This window comes from Roseobacter insulae (genome assembly GCF_019375555.1).
GTDB classification, from domain to species: domain Bacteria; phylum Pseudomonadota; class Alphaproteobacteria; order Rhodobacterales; family Rhodobacteraceae; genus Roseobacter; species Roseobacter insulae.
Genome location: NZ_JAHXDN010000001.1, coordinates 908,753 through 927,275 on the forward strand (window position 1 = coordinate 908,753; position 18,523 = coordinate 927,275).

The window sequence follows — 18,523 nt, forward strand, 5'->3', positions numbered from 1 at the left end:
GCGGGTGCAAACTCCCGACCACCAGATCTCACGAAGCCGCACTTTCACAGGTTTCACCGGCCCCCTTCCACACAGCGCAAAACGGCAGGAAGATCCCATGTCCGATCCTCATTCCAAACCGAAAATCAGATGGCATATCATTGTCTTCTTGGCGCCAGCGGTGCTCGTCTACACGGCGGTGATGATCTATCCATTGTTCAACACACTGCGGCTCTCGCTGTTTTCTGAGGTTGAACAGACCCGTGTTTTCGTTGGCTTGCAGAACTTTCGCACGCTCTTTGGCGATGCCGTTTGGTCCGCTCAATTCTGGAACGCCCTGGCCAATAACTTCTGGTTTTTTCTGATCCATATGCTGGTGCAAAACCCGATCGGCATTGCTCTGGCAGCAATCCTCAGCCATCCCAAGCTGCGCTTTGCCAGCTTCTACCGCTCGGCTATTTTCATCCCGACGATCCTCAGTTTCGTGATCGTGGGATTTGCATGGAAGCTCATCCTGTCGCCCATCTGGGGCATTGCTCCCGGCATGCTGGACGCGGTGGGGCTTAAATCGCTCTATGCTCCGTGGCTGGGCAAGGAAGCCTACGCCCTGACCACGCTCTCGCTGGTTTCCGTGTGGCAGTTTGTCGGTATCCCGATGATGCTGATCTATGCTGCTCTCCTGTCCATCCCCGATGAAATACTGGAAGCGGCTGAGGTCGAGGGTATCACCGGTTTTTCCGCTTTCTGGAAGATCAAGCTGCCGCTTATTCTGCCCTCCATCGGCATCATCTCTATCCTGACATTTGTGGCCAACTTCAACGCCTTTGACCTGATTTACGCCGCCCAGGGGGCGCTGGCCGGCCCGGATTTTTCAACGGATATTCTGGGGACCTTCATGTACAGGACGTTCTTTGGCTTCCAGCTGCAACTGGGCGACCCGCATATGGGCTCAACGATTGCCTCCGTGATGTTCGCGATCATCCTGATCGGTGTGTGTCTCTACCTTTTCGGCATCCAAAGCCGCATGCGCCGCTACCAGTTCTGAAGGAGAAAGCTCATGTCCGTTGCCCGTCAGAACAATTTCAATACCTATGCCGCCCATGGCGCACTGATCCTTTACACATTGATCGCGCTTTTTCCGGTGTTCGTCATCGTCATCAACAGCTTCAAGACCCGCAAGGCGATCTTTCGAGAGCCGCTGGCACTGCCAAACAGCGACAGCTTTTCGTTGATCGGCTACGAGACGGTGCTGAAACAGGGGGATTTCTTCCTCTACTTCCAGAATTCCATGATCGTCACCGTTGGGTCGCTGTTTTTCATCCTGCTTTTCGGGGCGATGGCGGCCTTTGCGCTGGCCGAGTACCGGTTCAGGGGCAACCTGATCATGGGGTTGTACCTGGCGCTGGGTATCATGATCCCGATCCGCATCGGGACGGTGGCAATTCTTGAAATGATGGTGCAGACCGGGCTGGTCAACACGCTGTGGGCACTGATCCTTGTTTACACCGCCCAAGGATTGCCGCTTGCCGTCTTCATCCTCTCCGAATTCATGCGCCAAGTCAGTGATGATCTGAAAAACGCGGGCCGCATAGACGGATTGTCCGAATACCGCATCTTCTTCCGCCTTGTGTTACCGCTGGTGCGCCCGGCGATGGCCACGGTCGCGGTGTTCAACATGATCCCGATCTGGAACGATCTGTGGTTCCCGCTCATCCTTGCACCGGCCGAAGAGGTCAAGACGCTGACGCTCGGCAGCCAGGTGTTCATCGGGCAGTTCGTCACCGACTGGAACGCGGTGCTGTCGGCGCTGTCGCTGGCGATATTGCCGGTCATGGCACTTTACGTCGTCTTTTCGCGGCAATTGATCCGCGGCATAACCTCGGGAGCCGTCAAATGAGAGTTGTTGTTGCAGGCTTAGGCAACATGGGCAAAAGCCACGCGCTGGCCTATCACGCACATCCGGATGCCAAGATCGTTGGTCTGGTGAACAGGTCATATGTCTCGTTGCCCGACGAACTCGCGCGGTACCCGCAATACGCCAGCTTTCAGGAAGGCCTGGCGCTGGCCCCCGATCTGGTGTGCATCGCGACCTACTCCGACAGCCACGCCGACTATGCGATTGCAGCGATGGAGGCCGGCGCGGATGTTTTCATCGAAAAGCCTCTGGCGACGACGGTTGCGGACGCGCAGCGCGTGGTCGCCACGGCCAGGCGTCTGAACCGGCGACTCGTCGTCGGCTATATTCTGCGCCATCACCCCAGCTGGCAGCGCCTGATTGCCGAAGCGCGCGCGCTTGGGGGGCCATATGTGTTCCGCATGAACCTGAACCAGCAATCGGACGGATCAACATGGGAAACGCATAAGGCATTGATGCAAACCACCTCGCCATTGGTCGATTGCGGCGTGCACTATGTGGATGTCATGTGCCAGATCACCGATGCCAAACCTATACGCGTCAGCGGTATGGGCTTGCGATTGTCCGACGAAATTGCGCCTGACATGTACAATTATGGACAATTGCAGGTGTGGTTCGCGGACGGCTCCGTTGGCTGGTACGAGGCCGGATGGGGCCCGATGATGTCCGAAACCGCGTTTTTTGTGAAAGACGTGGTGTCCCCGAACGGTGCCGTGTCGATTGTAGACGGCAATAAGGGCGCGTCTGATGATGTTGATGGACATACCAAAGTGGGGGCGTTGCTGGTGCATCGCCCGGCGGGGGACGACATTATCGAGCTGCCCGACGAGCCGGGCCACCAGGCGCTGTGCGATGCGGAACAGGCCTTCATGCTCGACGCCATCAAAACCAAAACCGACCTCACGCGCCATATGAATGACGCTGTGCAATCGCTGCGCATCTGCATCGCCGCCGACGAAAGCATCCGCGCCGGAACACCTATCGACCTGGGAGACCTGAAATGACCGCCCTGACATTGACCCATATTCATAAATCCTTCGGCGAGGTCGAGGTTTTGAAAGACATCAACCTGACCGTGGAAGACGGGGAGTTCGTGGTGTTCGTGGGGCCGTCGGGTTGCGGAAAATCGACCCTGTTGCGCGTTATTGCTGGTCTGGAAGACGCGACCAGCGGCACCGTCAATATCGGCGGCGATGTGGTCAACAACGTGCCGCCGGCCAGGCGCGGTATAGCGATGGTGTTCCAGTCCTACGCGCTCTACCCGCATCTGAGCGTCCGTGGCAACATGGCGCTGGGGTTGAAACAGGAAAAGCAGCCCAAATCCGTGATCGACGAGCGGGTGGAAAAAGCCGTGCAGATGCTGGATCTGTCTGCCTATGTGGATCGGCGCCCGTCTGATCTGTCCGGCGGGCAACGCCAGCGCGTGGCCATCGGGCGTGCGATTGTGCGCGACCCGAAACTGTTCCTCTTTGATGAACCTCTGTCCAATCTGGATGCCGCACTTCGCATGAACACGCGCATTGAGATCGCCGAGTTGCACCGCACCCTCAGCGCGTCGATGATTTACGTCACGCACGACCAGACCGAGGCAATGACGCTGGCCGACAAGATTGTTGTCTTGCGGGATGGGCAGGTCGAACAGGTTGGCAGCCCCATGGAGCTTTACAACAATCCCGCCAACCAGTTCGTGGCTGGATTTCTGGGCTCACCCTCGATGAACTTCCTTAAAAAAGCACCGCTTGCAATGCCGCCGAATGGTGCCTTGGGCATTCGGCCTGAGCATCTGCGCCTCGTGCCGAACGGCCGCATCAGGGGAACCGTGACACATGTGGAAAGGCTGGGCGGTGACACGAACCTGTTGGTGTCAACCGACCAGCAGGAAGCCGTGACCGTGCGGCTCTTTGGTCAGGACAGCACAGGGGTGGGGGAGGCTGTGGAACTGGATTTCGACGACCACATCGCCTTTGCGTTTGACGACAAGATGCAAAGAGCCGCGGTGTAAGGATATTCATCCGACGCCGCGCAAAACATGCTTCTGGTCTGCATGTCTGGGGCTGCCACTCATGTGCTATAACGGCGAAGGTGCTTTGCATCTGGCACCGCTATGACGTTTGCGCGCACTCTTTCGAGGCTGGATCGGGCAGCAGGGAGGAGTTCACGACGTGCCTTGCATGGGGCGCACCATGCTACCAGTCACAGACATTCGTAAACACCGAGGTCCCGCAGCCAAAACTGGACCCGCCAGCCTGCGCACCCGCGATCCGATCGTTGCGACTATGGCGCGCTACGTTGCATCCCGCGCTTCTGTCTGCGGTACCACGGCCTGCCGGTACAGATGCCACGTCGCATGACCCAGTAACGGCAGAACGAAAATCAGCCCGACAAACAGCGTGAGAACACCTAGCGCGAGCAACGAGACGACGATCGCACCCCATGCCGCCACGGTCTTTGGGTTGCGTTTGGCGATGTTGACAGAAGTGACCACGGCGACGGGCACCCCCACACTCCGGTCCACCAAAAGCGGAAAGGACACAAGGCTGACTGCCAACACCACGGCGGCGAAAACGAAGCCTACTGCACCGCCGGCAATGATCATCACCCAACCCGAGGACGTTGTGAACACGTCCCGCAGGAAGGAGAGGGAAGAGGCGGGGGCGTCAGGGCCTAGCGTCAGGCCGTAGATGAAATGCGCGCAGATCATCCAGGCCAGAAAGACTGCGGCGAGAAACCCGCCCAGAGCGAGGATGGGAAATATGGACGGCGACGTCATAACCCGAAAGCCGTCGCCCCAGCCCGCCTTTGCGCCCTGTTCCCGGCGGCGGCTCATTTCGTAGAGGCCAACGGCGGCTACCGGACCCAGCAAGGCAAAGCCCGAGATCAGCGGGAAGAGCAGATACAGCACCTCGTTGTTCAGCGCGAACCACGTCAGCAAAATGCCGACGACCGGGTAAATCAGAACGATGAAAATGACATCCGTGCGCAATGCGAGAAAGTCATCGCGCCCCTTGCCGAGCGCCAGCTTGAGGCTGTCAAAATCGATGTCCCGAATTTGGACCTGCCCATCATCAGCACCGCCCAGTTCATGAACGCCGGAACTGATCCCCTGCGCGCCGCCGCCAAACACCTTTGCGACCCAGGATAAGGGGTTACCAATTGTCTGAACCATCACTTTCTCCCTCGCCCGCGACCGAGCATAGATATGGGTTGAAGTCAGTTCTAATGATGTCGAGTTGAAGTAGTGTATCACGAATTTACAGACTTGTCGCGAGACAGCCAGAGCGGACATGAAAAGCGCCGCAAAACCTGCTGTGGGCTTTGGTCTGGTGTCGGTCTTGTGGCCACCCGACCCTGATTGTTGGCCGGAAGCAACTGAGCCGCCTGCAACCGGGTCAACTCTGTGTTACATGTGTCCGGAGGACCTGTGAGGGCGGCTTCGGTGCGATATATCGAAGACTGATGAGTAAGGAGTACATCTGATGTTGGTGAGAAGTTCTGCAATCGCGGTCGCCTTTGTTTTGAGCGCATGCGCGACCATAAGCGACGAGACCAGTGTTCCTGCGGTTTTGGAAGGCGGGCTGAACGATGGCGAGAAATACGAAATCAGAACACGCACTCTGCACGGGGCCAACGGGACCTATGCGCAGACGCGCGTTGTCTACAAGGGGTTCGCCAGAACATGCATTCTCGATAGTCCAAACGACTGTGAATCAAAGGCCCGGAACCTGATCGACGAGTACGATGAGTTGATCTTCTGATCTGCTGCATCCCACTCGTCGCTGCGATTGGAAGACCGTCGCGCCCAGAGAGAAATCTGGGGGCAGCACAGTGACACATGGTCGGAACGGGAACGGAGCTGTTCTGCCAGTCTTTGCCGAGGCATTGCTGGGCGGCTTTGAATTGCAGAAGCACGACGGAACGTAGATCACGTGGGGATCCGGTCTAACGACTGCGTGGCAGTTGTCTGACTCCAGGGGATGTTTTTGGAGTATGTGGTGCCCAGGAGAGGACTCGAACCTCCACACCCTTGCGAGTACTAGCACCTGAAGCTAGCGCGTCTACCATTCCGCCACCTGGGCAGGTGTCGTGAAGCCTGCGTTTAAGCGCAAGTTTGGGAGGTGTCAAACGGAAATTCGCATCGTTGCTGACGATGTGAAGCTGACAAGAAAATACCGCTGAAACCACCCGTCAAGGCAGGCCGGACGTCGTGACCGATCCCGGATGCGCACGAGGCCTGCGGTATTTGCGCCTTGTTTCAAAGTCGGCGCAGAGGTACATCCTGAATGAAGGCGTCAAATGGGGCATCGCATGTCTAAACTGGTTACAATCTACGGGGGCTCGGGTTTTGTCGGGCGGTACATCACACGGCGTATGGCCAAGGCCGGATGGCGCGTGCGCGTCGCGGTGCGTCGCCCGAACGAAGCGATCTTTGTGAAGCCCTACGGTGTTGTTGGGCAGGTGGAGCCGGTTTTCTGCAATATCCGTGATGATGCCTCCGTGCGGGCCGTCATGGCGGGGGCTGACGCTGTCGTGAACTGTGTGGGTATCCTGGCTGAGAGCGGCAAAAATCAGTACGATGCGGTGCAGGCGGAAGGTCCCGAACGCATCGCGCGGATCGCGGCAGAACAAGGCGTGGCGCAGATGGTTCATGTATCCGCGATTGGCGCGGATGAAGGCTCTGAAAGTGACTATGCGCGGACAAAGGCTGAAGGCGAGGCTGGCGTGCAAGCGCATATGCCCGGTGCTGTCATTCTGCGGCCCTCTATTGTTTTTGGCGCGGAAGATCAGTTCTTTAACCGCTTTGCGTCCATGACGCGCCTAGGCCCGGTACTGCCGGTTGTCGGTGCGGAGACCAGGTTCCAACCGGTCTATGTGGATGATGTCGCCAAAGCGGCGGAGCTTGCACTGACAGGCTCTGCCCCGGCGGGTGTCTACGAATTGGGGGGTCCCGAGGTCGATAGCTTTCGCGGTCTGATGCACCGCATGCTGGGGGTCATTCATCGGCGCAGGCTTGTTGTCAACGTCCCCTTCTTTGCTGCACGGATCATGGGTTTTTCCTTTGATATGCTGCAGGCGGTAACATTCGGGCTTTTCTCGAACACGTTGATCACGCGCGACCAGGTGCGCAATCTGGCCAGTGACAATGTCGTGGCGGAGGATGCAAAAGGCTTTGCCGATCTGGGGATCACGCCGGTGACAATGGGGTCCGTATTGCCGGATTACCTGTGGCGTTTCCGCCCATCGGGCCAGTATGACGCCATCAAGGAATCGGCAAAAAACCTGCGCACCTAGGCATAGGCGTAGATGAGCAGGACAACGCCCAGCACCAGCCGGTAGATCACGTAGGGCGTAAAACTGACGCTGCGCAGCAGGCGCATCATCAAGGACAGCGCAAGCAGGGCGGCGACAAAGGCAAAGGCCGCCGCGATCATCCCGTCGCGCGCAACCGCCCAATCCGCCTCCCTGATCACATCCAGACCCAGCAACGCGCCCGACGCGAGGATCGTTGGGATCGACATCAACATGGAAAGCTTTGCGGCGCCTTCACGGTTGTATCCCAGGCGCCGGGCGGCTGTTATGGTGATGCCGGAGCGCGAGGTGCCCGGAATAAGCGCCAGCATTTGGGCAAGGCCCATGCCGATGGCATCTTTCAGTGTCCATTCGGCAGAGGTTTTGGCAGTTCCGCCTGTCTTATCGGCCCAGTAAAGCACGATGCCGAAGATCAGCATGCTCCAACCGATCACCGCAACAGAGCGCATGGCGGCATCCAGCCCGGTAAGCTTGATGGCAAAGCCCGCTATGACCACCGGGATCGTCGCGACGGCAAGGCAGAGGGCCAGAAACGCGCCTTGGGTGTCAACGCGTCCGCGGATCAGGCGGGTCACGCCGACCAAGGCGATTTTCACATCAGTCCAGAAATACAGGACGACGGCCAGAAGCGTGCCCACATGCACCGCGACATCAATGGCGAGTCCCTGATCGTCCGCGCCGGTCAACGCGGGCAGCAAAACAAGATGCCCGGACGAGCTGACGGGCAGGAATTCCGTCAGACCCTGGATCGCGGCAACAACGAAAAGCTGAAAGAGAGTCATCCGGTATATCCGATCGCGCATATTTGGGGAGTGGTATAAGGTCAGGAAATTAAATGAAAAGAGTCAAAATAAGACCGGTTCGGACTTACTTTCTTGGCGAAATGCTGCGTGTCAACCGCCATGCGGAAAATTTAATGTATATAAGTCAGTATTGCTGACTTTATTTATCTTTCCACTTCGCGTATGCGTGCGGTTCGGAACAGTACCCGGAGGAGTTAAGCGATGGCTGGGCAATCCATGTTGAAATTTGTGACCGTGGAGCGGGACATGCCCGAGAAGCGGTCTGCCGAGGTACGCCGTGAGGATTTCAACGAGATTTACGCGGAGTACGCTGCGGCCAAGGCGCAGGAGCAATCCAGCCGGTGCAGCCAGTGCGGCGTGCCCTACTGCCAGAGCCATTGCCCTTTGCACAACAATATCCCCGACTGGCTGCGGCTGACCGCCGAAGGGCGCCTGCAGGAGGCCTACGAAGTCAGCCAGGCCACCAACACTTTCCCCGAGATCTGCGGCCGGATCTGCCCGCAGGACCGTCTGTGTGAAGGCAATTGCGTGATCGAGCAATCCGGCCACGGGACGGTCACCATCGGCGCCGTTGAAAAATACATCACCGATACGGCGTGGGAAAAGGGCTGGGTGCTGCCCATTGTACCTGCGCAGGAACGCGCGGAATCGGTCGGGATTATCGGTGCCGGCCCCGGCGGTCTGGCGGCGGCGGATGTCTTGCGCCGGGCCGGGGTGCAGGTGACGGTCTATGACCGGTACGACCGCGCGGGCGGCTTGCTCACCTACGGCATTCCGGGTTTCAAGCTGGAAAAGGACGTGGTCATGCGCCGCAACGAACAGCTTGAAAAAGGCGGCGTGACCTTCGTGCTGAACACAAACGTGGGCGAGGACATCAGCTTTGCCGATCTGCGCGCGAAACATGATGCGATCATCATTGCCACCGGGGTCTATAAAACAAGGGAAATCGAAGCGCCGGGCGTCGGTGCGCAGGGATTGGTGCGGGCGATTGATTTCCTGACGGCAAGCAACCGCAAGAGCTTTGGCGACGCGGTGCCAGCGTTCGATTCCGGTGAACTGGACGCCAAGGGCAAACGTGTGGTGGTCATCGGCGGCGGCGACACGGCGATGGACTGCGTGCGGACCTCTGTCCGGCAGGGTGCGACAAGCGTCAAATGCCTGTACCGCCGCGACCGGGCGAACATGCCGGGGTCGCAGCGCGAAGTACAAAACGCCGAGGAAGAAGGCGTGATTTTTGAGTGGTTGTCCGCGCCCAAAGGCTTTGCCGGCGATCCGGTCACCGGCGTGATGGTGCAGAAAATGCGCCTTGGTGCCCCCGATGCGACCGGCCGTCAGGCCCCGGAAGTGATCGAGGGCGCCGATTATGTCGAAGACGCGGACCTCGTGATCATGGCGCTGGGGTTCGAGCCTGAGGCGCTGCCGACACTGTGGGATCAGCCGGACCTGCCGGTCACGCGCTGGGGCACGATCAAGGCGGCATTCACCACAGGTGCAACCGATCTGGAGGGGGTCTATGCTGTCGGGGACATCGTGCGCGGCGCGTCACTGGTGGTCTGGGCCATTCGGGACGGACGGGACTGCGCCGGAGCGATTCTGGACCGGTTCAACGCCGCCACCGCGGTCGCCGCGGAGTAATCACACCCAGTACACCACCTGTGCACAGCTTGTGCACCGCATTGGAACACGCCCCCGGATTGAAAGGACAGCATCATTGACCCATGCCGCTCGACATACAGGTTGGCAACGATCTGCCGCGCTGGCGCTGGGCGTGCTTTTGTCCGCGCCGATGGCGCTAGCACAGGACAAGATCCGGGTGCCCGATGCCTGCACGGCGGTGGCAACGGTGCATAAGAACAGCTGCGTGACCACCTCGGTCATGCAATGTGCGGGCAGCACGTGGCAGGCGCTGACCTATCGGCGCGGCAAGCCGCAGGGCACCACGCATTACGACCGCGACTGGGCCTTCGTGAAATGGGAGACACATGACGCCAACAGCCTGACGATGGAACATGTGCCCGGCTCGGGCATCAGCATGAACATCCGTGACCTGATGGATATCGGGTACCACGATGCCTCGGGTGATTTTTTGATGACGACGAACATCATCGACGGGCAGCGCTATGTCCTGAGCGGGCGCACCGAACATACCGGTGGCACGGTGATGGTGGGCGACGAGGAATTCCTCGTCTTCACCGCCGAGCGCCTGTTCGAGCGCGACGCCGGGGCCGGCGGGCTGGCCTTTACCCTCGACATCCTGGTGTCTCTGAGCCGCGAGCTTGTGATCGAAGGCAGGTGGTCGCGGCGGGTGATGGATGGCGATGAAGAGGTTTTTGACTACACCCCGGTAGCGGTCCACGAACGTGGGGACCCGGGTTTCCTGTCCACGATGTCGGAGTATGGCTGTGAGTGATGCACCCCGCACGATCGAAGGCCGCTGCCTGTGTGGCGCGGTGACGTTGACGGTTCAGACCGAAAACCCGCGGCTGCGCGCGTGCCATTGCGACATGTGCCGCCAGCACACGTCGGGCATGTTCATTTCGGTGGATACGCTGCCCGGCACGCTGGAGGTGAGCGGCCCTGCGCAGAGCTTTGCCTCATCGGAATGGGCGGAGCGGGGGTTCTGCGGCACCTGCGGGTCGACCCTGTGGTACGGTACGGTGCATGACGGGATGCGTCACCCGGCGGCGGGGCTGTTCGAGGGCGCAGCTCTTGGCGAGATGACGCTGGAGTTTTTCGCCGACCAGTGCCCGCAGGGGTACGGGCTGACGGGTGATCACCGCAAGCTGAGCACCGAGGAAACCATCGCGATGTTTACCGAGGGGGATGAATGATGGACGAGGCGGCAAGGGAAGCGGTGATCGCACCGCACAGACGCAGCGGCCAGCTGTCGGGCCGGTGCCTTTGTGGCGCGGTCAGGATCGAGATTGACGGCAATTACGTCGCGGCTGTTGGTGCCTGTCACTGCGTGATGTGCCAGCGCTGGAGCGGGATGCTCTTCGGCTCCTTCGTGGCCGAGACCAAGGCGGTCACGGTTACGGGTCCGGTCAGGAATTATGCGTCCTCGTCCTTCTCGGAGCGGGGCTTTTGCGAGACCTGCGGCAGTTCGGTATGGCTCAGATCCACCGACCCGGATGAGCCGGAGATCGAGCTTTTGCCGGGGCTTTTCAAGGAGGCGGCGGATTTCGTGCTGCTGTCGGAAATCTACACCGACCTTGCGCCGAGCTATGCGTGCCTCAGGGGCGATCATCGCCGCAAGACACGGGCCGAAGTGCAGGCGAAACACCCATTCGTTGAAGGAGACAACTGATGACCATCTATGACGACACCTGGGTGGCGCGCGAAGAAGCGAAACGGGCTTATATGGCCGAAAACGGGCTTTACGACACCGCCGAGGAGCATGCCTCCTGCGGGGTCGGGCTGGTGGTGTCCATCGACGGCAAGAAAAGCCGCGGCGTGGTGGAAAACGGCATCAAGGCGCTGAAGGCGATCTGGCACCGGGGCGCGGTGGATGCGGATGGCAAGACCGGCGACGGTGCGGGCATTCACGTGCAGATCCCGGTGGATTTCTTTTACGATCAGGTGAAGCGCACCGGGCATGACCCGCGCAAGAAGGAGATGATCGCCGTGGGGCAGGTGTTCCTGCCGCGCACGGATTTCGGCGCGCAGGAGACCTGCCGGACCATCGTGGAAACCGAAGTGCTGCGCATGGGATACTATATTTACGGCTGGCGGCATGTGCCGGTGGATATCTCCTGTCTGGGTGAGAAGGCCAATGCGACGCGGCCGGAGATCGAGCAGATCCTGATTTCCAACGCGAAGGGGGTGGATGAGGACACCTTCGAGCGGGAGCTCTACGTGATCCGCCGCCGCATCGAGAAGGCGGCGCTGGCGGCACAGGTGCCGACGCTTTACATCGCGTCGATGTCCTGCCGGTCGATCATCTACAAGGGGATGATGCTGGCCGAGCAGGTGGCGGAGTTCTACCCCGACCTGATGGACGAACGGTTCGAGAGCGCCTTTGCGATCTACCACCAGCGCTATTCGACCAATACCTTCCCGCAGTGGTGGCTGGCACAGCCGTTCCGGATGCTCGCGCATAACGGTGAGATCAATACGCTCAAGGGCAACCTCAACTGGATGAAAAGCCACGAGATCCGCATGGCCTCAAGTGCTTTTGGCGACATGGCCGAAGACATCAAGCCCATTGTCGCCGCCGGCTCGTCGGACAGTGCAGCCCTTGACGCGGTGTTCGAAGTGCTGGTGCGCGCGGGGCGCAACGCGCCGATGGCGAAAACCATGCTGGTGCCGGAGTCGTGGTCGAAACAGGCCATTGAGCTGCCGCAGGCGTGGCGAGACATGTATTCCTACTGCAACTCCGTGATGGAGCCCTGGGACGGACCCGCCGCGCTCGCCATGACTGACGGGCGCTGGGTCTGCGCTGGCCTTGACCGTAACGGGCTGCGCCCGATGCGCTACGTGGTGACGAAAGAGGGCATGCTGATCGCCGGCTCTGAGGCCGGCATGGTGCCGCTGGACGAAGCGAGTGTCGTTGAAAAGGGCGCGCTTGGGCCGGGGCAGTTGCTGGCCGTCGATATGAAGGAGGGCGGGCTGTTTCATGACAAGAAGATCAAGAACAAGCTCGCGGCGTCGCAGCCCTTCGGCGATTGGGTCGGCAAGATAAACGACCTCGAAGAAGCGCTGGACCACGTCACGGAAAAGCCGATTTTTACTGGCGCGGAACTGCGTCGCAGGCAGGTTGCGGCAGGCTATACCGTTGAAGAGCTTGAACAAATCCTGGCGCCCATGGCGGAAGACGCCAAGGAAACACTGGCCTCGATGGGCGACGACACCCCGTCGGCGGTGCTGAGCGTGCAATACCGGCCGCTGAGTCACTTCTTCCGGCAGAATTTCTCTCAGGTGACAAATCCGCCCATCGACAGCCTGCGCGAATACCGCGTCATGAGCCTGAAAACCCGGTTCGGCAACCTCAAGAACGTGCTGGATGAGGACAGCAGCCAGACCGAGATCCTGACGCTGGACAGCCCCTTCATGGGGAATGCACAATTCGAGGAACTGACCAAGCATTTCAACGCCGAACTGGTCACGATTGACTGTACCTTCACCCCGGGCACCGAAAACCTGAGCGTTGGGCTGGAACGCATTCGCGCCGAGGCCGAGGATGCCGTGCGGTCCGGCGCGGGGCATATCGTGCTGACGGATCAGATGTCGGACGCGGATAAGGTCGCGATGCCGATGATTCTCGCAACCTCTGCCGTGCACAGCCATCTGGTACGCAAGGGGCTGCGCACCTTCACCTCGATCAACGTCCGCTCCGCCGAGTGTATCGACCCGCATTACTTTGCCGTGCTGATCGGGGCGGGGGCGACCATCGTCAACGCCTATCTGGCCGAGGATTCGCTGGCCGACCGCATCGAGCGTGGCCTGCTGGACATGAGCCTGACGCAGGCGATTGACCGCTACCGGGTCGCGATTGATCAGGGGCTGCTGAAGATCATGGCGAAGATGGGGATCTCGGTGATTTCGTCGTATCGCGGCGGGCTGAACTTTGAGGCGGTGGGGCTGAGCCGTGCCATGTGCGCGGAGTATTTCCCCGGCATGACGAGCCGCATTTCCGGTATCGGCGTGATCGGCATTCAGCGCAAGGCCGAAGAGGTGCACGCTAGGGCATGGGGTTCGGCACCATCCGTCCTGCCCATCGGTGGCTTTTACAAGGCGCGCCAGTCCGGCGAAACCCACGCCTGGGAAGCAACCTCGATGCATATGATGCAGATGGCCTGCAACCGTGCGTCCTACGAGATGTGGAAGCAGTATTCGGCGAAGATGCAGAGCAACCCGCCGATCCACCTGCGCGATCTGCTGGACATCAAACCGCTGGGCAAGCCGGTGCCGATCGAAGAGGTGGAAAGTATCACCTCGATCCGCAAACGGTTTGTCACACCGGGCATGTCGCTGGGGGCGCTGTCACCCGAGGCGCATAAGACACTGAACGTGGCGATGAACCGGATCGGGGCGAAATCCGATTCAGGCGAGGGCGGCGAGGATCCGGCGCATTTTGTCCCGGAACCGAACGGCGACAACCCCTCGGCCAAGATCAAGCAGGTGGCCTCCGGGCGTTTTGGCGTGACGGCGGAATACCTCAACCAGTGCGAGGAACTGGAGATCAAGGTGGCGCAGGGGGCGAAACCCGGCGAGGGTGGGCAGTTGCCGGGCATGAAGGTCACCGACCTCATTGCGCGGTTGCGCCATTCGACCAAGGGGGTGACGCTGATCTCGCCGCCGCCGCACCATGATATCTATTCCATCGAGGACCTTGCGCAGCTGATCTATGATCTGAAACAGATCAACCCGCGCTGCAAGGTGACGGTGAAGCTGGTGGCATCCTCGGGCGTTGGCACGATTGCCGCGGGGGTGGCCAAGGCCAAGGCGGATATCATCCTGATCTCCGGACACAATGGCGGCACGGGGGCGAGCCCTGCCACCTCGATCAAATATGCGGGCCTGCCGTGGGAAATGGGCCTGACCGAGGCGCATCAGGTACTGAGCATGAACAACCTGCGTGAGCGGGTCACGCTGCGTACCGATGGCGGGCTGCGCACGGGCCGCGATATCGTCATGGCGGCGATGCTGGGGGCCGAGGAATACGGCATCGGGACAGCTGCGCTGATCGCGATGGGCTGTATCATGGTGCGCCAGTGCCAGTCCAACACCTGCCCCGTCGGCGTTTGCACGCAGGATGAATCGCTGCGTGAGAAATTCACCGGCACGGCGGATAAGGTCGTCAATCTGATCACCTTCTACGCGACCGAAGTGCGCGAAATCCTTGCGCGGATCGGGGCGCGCAGCCTGGATGACGTGATTGGCCGGGCCGATCTGCTGGCGCAGGTCAGCCGCGGGTCTGCGCATCTGGATGATCTGGATCTCAACCCGCTGCTGATCACCGTGGATGGCGCGGCGGATATTGTCTACGACCGGGCCAAGCCGCGTAATTCGGTGCCGGACACATTGGACGCGGAGATCGTCCGCGATGCGGCGCGCTTCCTTGAGGATGGCGAGAAGATGCAGCTCAGCTACGCGGTGCAGAACACGCACCGGACCGTCGGGACGCGGACGTCCAGCCATATCGTCAAGCAGTTCGGCATGCGCAACACCCTGCAGCCGGACCATTTGACGGTGAAGCTTGCGGGTTCTGCCGGCCAGTCGCTGGGCGCTTTCGCGGCACCGGGGCTGAAGCTGGAGGTCTCGGGTGATGCCAACGACTATGTGGGCAAGGGCCTGTCGGGTGGCATGATCGTGGTGCGCCCGCCGATGGCATCCCCCATCGAGGCCAGCAAGAACACCATCATCGGCAACACGGTGCTTTACGGGGCAACCGGCGGGTACCTCTATGCTGCGGGGCGTGCGGGGGAACGCTTTGCGGTGCGCAATTCCGGCGCGAAGGTGGTCATCGAGGGTTGCGGCTCCAACGGATGCGAGTACATGACCGGCGGCGTTGCGGTGATCCTGGGCGAAATCGGGGCCAATTTCGGCGCGGGCATGACGGGCGGCATGGCGTATCTGTATGATCCCGGCGGCCAGGCCCCGGCGTTGATGAACATGGAGACGCTGGTGACCTGCCCGGTGACCGTGGATCACTGGCTGGGCGATCTTGAGGAACTGCTTGAGGCGCATCTGAGCGAGACGGGCAGCCGTCGCGCCTCGGATATTCTGCAGCATTGGGACACCGAAAAGCAGCATTTCCTGCAGGTCTGCCCCAAGGAGATGCTGGTGCATCTGCCCGCGCCGCTGAGTATCGAGGAAACGGCGATGCCGGCAGAATGATGCCATTGCCGGGCTGGCAAGGCCCGGCAATGCCTGCCCAACGAGGTTCACAAGCCCCGGCCGGACGCCTATAGCTGGGGCATGGCGAAGCGCAGCAGGAAAAAGACCACAAGGTCCCGGAAATCCACGGCGAAAAATAACCCCTTGCGGCGGATGCTGCGGTATCTGTCGCGCGGCCTCGGGATCATCGTTGTCGGGGTCGTTGCGCTGATTGCGCTGGGGGCGGTCGTGAACCCGATCACGACGCCCTACATGTTTTCGGAATCCCGCCGGTTGGGCGGGGTGGCGCAGGATTGGGTGCCCCTGCCCGACATCGCACCGGTGATGGCGCGCGCCGCCGTGGCGGCGGAGGATGCGAATTTCTGCCAGCACTGGGGGTTTGATCTGCCCGCCATCAAGAATGCCATCGCGGAGGGGGGGCACCGGGGGGCCTCGACGATCAGCCAGCAAACGGTCAAGAACGTCTACCTGTGGCATGGCCGGACGTATACGCGCAAGGCGATGGAGGCGGTGCTGACGCCGCTTCTGGAAGCGATCTGGACGAAACGGCGCATTGTCGAGGTATATCTGAACGTCGCGGAATTCGACGAGGGTGTTTTTGGCGTGAAAGCCGCCGCACATCACTATTTCGGTGTCACGCCTGCGCAGCTGTCAGAGCAGCAAGCCGCGCAACTGGCCGCCATTCTGCCAGACCCGAAAGGGCGCTCCGCCAGTAAACCGTCGGGCTTTGTGCAGAAAAGAGCGCAAGCCATCCGGTCGGGGGCAGCAACAATCAGCAAAGACGGGCGGTCACGCTGTTTCGAGAGTTGAATCCATGCGCCGTTACGGGCATTGAAGGCAGACTACGCAAACATCCGGATACCCTCATGGCGCGCCTGTTTCATGTTCCCCTGTCTCCCTTTTGCCGCAAGGTGCGCCTGAGCCTTGCGGAAAAGAAGATCGAGGTGGAACTGGTGGAAGAGCGCTACTGGGAAGCGGATGCGGATTTTCTGCGGCGCAACCCGGCGGCCAAGGTGCCGGTGCTGCGCCTCGACGGGGTCATGATGGCCGAGAGCGGCGCGATCTGCGAATATATCGAAGAGACGCGACCGGACCCGGCGCTGATGCCGAAAGACCCGATTGCGCGGCAGGAAGTACGCCGTCTGGTCAGTTGGTTCGACGACAAGTTCCATCACGAGGTGACGTCGAAACTGCTGTATGAACGGGTGAACAAGAAGGTCATGGGGCGGGGATATCCCGACAGTTCAAACGTGAAGGCCGGGGCCAAGGCGATCAAGTACCATCTCGATTACATGACCTGGCTGCTTGATCACCGGCGCTGGCTGGCCGGGGACGTGATGACCCTGGCGGATTTCGCCGCCGCCGCCCATCTGAGCGCGCTGGACTACATCTCGGACGTGGATTGGAACCGCTCGGAGGTGGTGAAGGACTGGTATGCCAAGATCAAATCACGTCCTGCCTTCCGGTCGATCCTGGCGGACCAGGTATCGGGGTTTCCGCCGCCCAAGCATTACAATGACCTGGATTTCTGATCCCGCATCGCCGGGGGCTGCCTGCCCCCGGACCCCCGGGGATATTTCCGAACCAGAGAAATCATGCGCGGATTGAAGCAGCGGCTTGTCGCGGAGGCGGATGCGGTTGGGTTTATTGCCTGCCGAATATGCCGCCCCGATGCGCTGCCGGAATTGCCCGCCCGGCTGGCGGCGTTTCTGGGGGCGGGATACCATGGGCAGATGGGCTGGATGGCGGAGCGCGTGGCCTGGCGGGGCAATCCTGCGGCGCTCTGGCCGGAGGCGAAATCCGTCATCATGCTGGCGGAGAGCTACACGCCCGCGCATGACCCGCTGGAGATCCTGCGGCATCCTGAGCTTGGCGCGATTTCCGTTTATGCACAGGGGCGTGATTATCATGATGTGGTCAAAAAGCGACTGAAGCGGTTGGCGCGCTGGTTGCTGGAGCAGGCCGAGGGACCCGCGCAGGTGAAAGTGTTCGTGGACACCGCACCCGTGCCCGAAAAAGCGCTGGCGGCGGCGGCCGGGCTTGGCTGGCAGGGAAAGCATACCAACCTGCTCAGCCGGGAGTGGGGGAACTGGGCGTTTCTGGGGGCGATTTTCACGACGCTGGACCTGGCCCCGGATGAGGCGGAAAGCGACCACTGCGGATCCTGTCGCGCCTGTCTGGACATCTGCCCGACCGATGCCTTCCCGGCACCGTATCAACTGGATGCGCGGCGATGCATTTCCTATCTCACGATCGAGCACAAGGGCTCTGTACCCGAAGCGTTGCGTCGTCTGATGGGCAACCGGATCTACGGGTGTGACGATTGTCTGGCGGTCTGCCCCTGGAACAAGTTTGCGGTCCGGGCCCGGGACAATCGCCTGGCGGCGCGCCCGGAGCTGACGGCACCGGACCTGAGCACCCTCGCGCAACTGGATGACGCTGCCTTTCGTGCGCTGTTCTCGGGCTCTGCGATCAAGCGCATCGGACGTGACAGGTTCGTGCGCAATGTACTTTACGCGATCGGAAATTCCGGACAGCCCGCGCTGTCTTCGGTCGCGTCGGAGCTGACGGCAGACCCGGACCCGGCTGTTGCCGAGGCGGCGCGCTGGGCGCTTGCGCAATGCGACCCCAGGCGGCGCTAACAGGCTGGAATCGGATTAAAAACCGGCTACACCCGCCT

Annotated in this window: 16 protein-coding genes and 1 tRNA gene; 14 read left to right on the forward strand and 3 right to left on the reverse strand. The window is 60.7% G+C overall.

What is annotated here, in order from left to right; translation table 11 throughout:
• The first annotated feature begins 97 nt into the window (after positions 1–97).
• The 4 genes from KX928_RS04405 to KX928_RS04420 are packed head-to-tail and all read left to right on the forward strand — an operon-like array spanning position 98 to position 3,896.
• Positions 98–1,024 (forward strand): carbohydrate ABC transporter permease, encoded by a 927-nt coding sequence (locus KX928_RS04405; protein WP_219499426.1) that lies wholly within the window; start codon positions 98–100, stop codon positions 1,022–1,024.
• A gap of 12 nt (positions 1,025–1,036) precedes the next feature.
• Positions 1,037–1,876 carry a carbohydrate ABC transporter permease gene (locus KX928_RS04410; protein ID WP_219499428.1) on the forward strand — a complete coding sequence of 280 codons (840 nt, stop codon included), beginning with the start codon at positions 1,037–1,039 and terminating at the stop codon, positions 1,874–1,876.
• A complete protein-coding gene (locus KX928_RS04415) occupies positions 1,873–2,898 on the forward strand; it encodes a Gfo/Idh/MocA family protein (protein ID WP_219499430.1) in 1,026 nt (341 codons plus the stop codon). Before KX928_RS04410 ends, KX928_RS04415 begins: the two co-directional genes overlap by 4 nt.
• Positions 2,895–3,896, forward strand: a complete 1,002-nt coding sequence (locus KX928_RS04420; RefSeq protein ID WP_219499432.1) for an ABC transporter ATP-binding protein — start codon at positions 2,895–2,897, stop codon at positions 3,894–3,896. The genes KX928_RS04415 and KX928_RS04420 overlap by 4 nt, the downstream gene beginning before the upstream one ends.
• 282 nt (positions 3,897–4,178) lie before the next feature.
• On the opposite strand, the gene KX928_RS04425 is transcribed toward KX928_RS04420, so the two are convergent.
• A complete protein-coding gene (locus tag KX928_RS04425; protein WP_219499434.1) occupies positions 4,179–5,060 on the reverse strand; it encodes a DUF2189 domain-containing protein in 882 nt (293 codons plus the stop codon).
• 310 nt (positions 5,061–5,370) lie between these two features.
• On the opposite strand from KX928_RS04425, the gene KX928_RS04430 reads away from it, so the two are divergent.
• Positions 5,371–5,649: a hypothetical protein gene (locus tag KX928_RS04430; RefSeq protein WP_219499436.1), complete on the forward strand. Its 279-nt coding sequence runs from the start codon at positions 5,371–5,373 to the stop codon at positions 5,647–5,649.
• 235 nt (positions 5,650–5,884) lie between these two features.
• On the opposite strand, the gene KX928_RS04435 is transcribed toward KX928_RS04430, so the two are convergent.
• Positions 5,885–5,970 (reverse strand) — tRNA-Leu (locus KX928_RS04435).
• A 229-nt stretch (positions 5,971–6,199) separates the two neighbouring features.
• On the opposite strand from KX928_RS04435, the gene KX928_RS04440 reads away from it, so the two are divergent.
• Positions 6,200–7,183 carry a complex I NDUFA9 subunit family protein gene (locus KX928_RS04440; protein ID WP_219499439.1) on the forward strand — a complete coding sequence of 328 codons (984 nt, stop codon included), beginning with the start codon at positions 6,200–6,202 and terminating at the stop codon, positions 7,181–7,183.
• On the opposite strand, the gene KX928_RS04445 is transcribed toward KX928_RS04440, so the two are convergent.
• Positions 7,180–7,983 (reverse strand): undecaprenyl-diphosphate phosphatase, encoded by an 804-nt coding sequence (locus KX928_RS04445; RefSeq protein ID WP_219499440.1) that lies wholly within the window; start codon positions 7,981–7,983, stop codon positions 7,180–7,182. The two genes, KX928_RS04440 and KX928_RS04445, sit on opposite strands and share 4 nt — an antisense overlap.
• 222 nt (positions 7,984–8,205) lie before the next feature.
• Here KX928_RS04445 and KX928_RS04450 point away from each other — a divergent pair, with 222 nt between their 5' ends.
• The 8 genes from KX928_RS04450 to queG all read left to right on the forward strand — a co-directional run bounded on the left by KX928_RS04450 (position 8,206) and on the right by queG (position 18,485).
• Complete coding sequence (locus tag KX928_RS04450; RefSeq protein ID WP_219499442.1) at positions 8,206–9,639, forward strand: NAD(P)-dependent oxidoreductase; 1,434 nt, start codon at positions 8,206–8,208, stop codon at positions 9,637–9,639.
• 76 nt (positions 9,640–9,715) lie between these two features.
• Positions 9,716–10,414: a hypothetical protein gene (locus tag KX928_RS04455; RefSeq protein WP_219499444.1), complete on the forward strand. Its 699-nt coding sequence runs from the start codon at positions 9,716–9,718 to the stop codon at positions 10,412–10,414.
• Positions 10,407–10,835, forward strand: coding sequence for a GFA family protein (locus KX928_RS04460; protein ID WP_219499445.1), 429 nt, complete (start codon positions 10,407–10,409; stop codon positions 10,833–10,835). Before KX928_RS04455 ends, KX928_RS04460 begins: the two co-directional genes overlap by 8 nt.
• A complete protein-coding gene (locus tag KX928_RS04465) occupies positions 10,832–11,311 on the forward strand; it encodes a GFA family protein (RefSeq protein ID WP_257883512.1) in 480 nt (159 codons plus the stop codon). The genes KX928_RS04460 and KX928_RS04465 overlap by 4 nt, the downstream gene beginning before the upstream one ends.
• Positions 11,311–15,843: a glutamate synthase large subunit gene (gene gltB / locus KX928_RS04470; RefSeq protein WP_219499447.1), complete on the forward strand. Its 4,533-nt coding sequence runs from the start codon at positions 11,311–11,313 to the stop codon at positions 15,841–15,843. The genes KX928_RS04465 and gltB overlap by 1 nt, the downstream gene beginning before the upstream one ends.
• An 81-nt stretch (positions 15,844–15,924) precedes the next feature.
• The gene (gene mtgA / locus KX928_RS04475) at positions 15,925–16,653 is read left to right on the forward strand and encodes a monofunctional biosynthetic peptidoglycan transglycosylase (RefSeq protein ID WP_219499450.1); all 729 of its coding nucleotides are present in this window, start codon (positions 15,925–15,927) and stop codon (positions 16,651–16,653) included.
• A gap of 56 nt (positions 16,654–16,709) precedes the next feature.
• Positions 16,710–17,375 (forward strand): FtsZ-binding protein FzlA, encoded by a 666-nt coding sequence (fzlA, locus tag KX928_RS04480; protein WP_219499453.1) that lies wholly within the window; start codon positions 16,710–16,712, stop codon positions 17,373–17,375.
• Positions 17,376–17,438: 63 nt separating this feature from the next.
• On the forward strand, positions 17,439–18,485 hold the full coding sequence (queG, locus tag KX928_RS04485) for a tRNA epoxyqueuosine(34) reductase QueG (protein ID WP_219499454.1): 1,047 nt from the start codon (positions 17,439–17,441) through the stop codon (positions 18,483–18,485).
• The last annotated feature ends 38 nt before the right edge of the window (positions 18,486–18,523 follow it).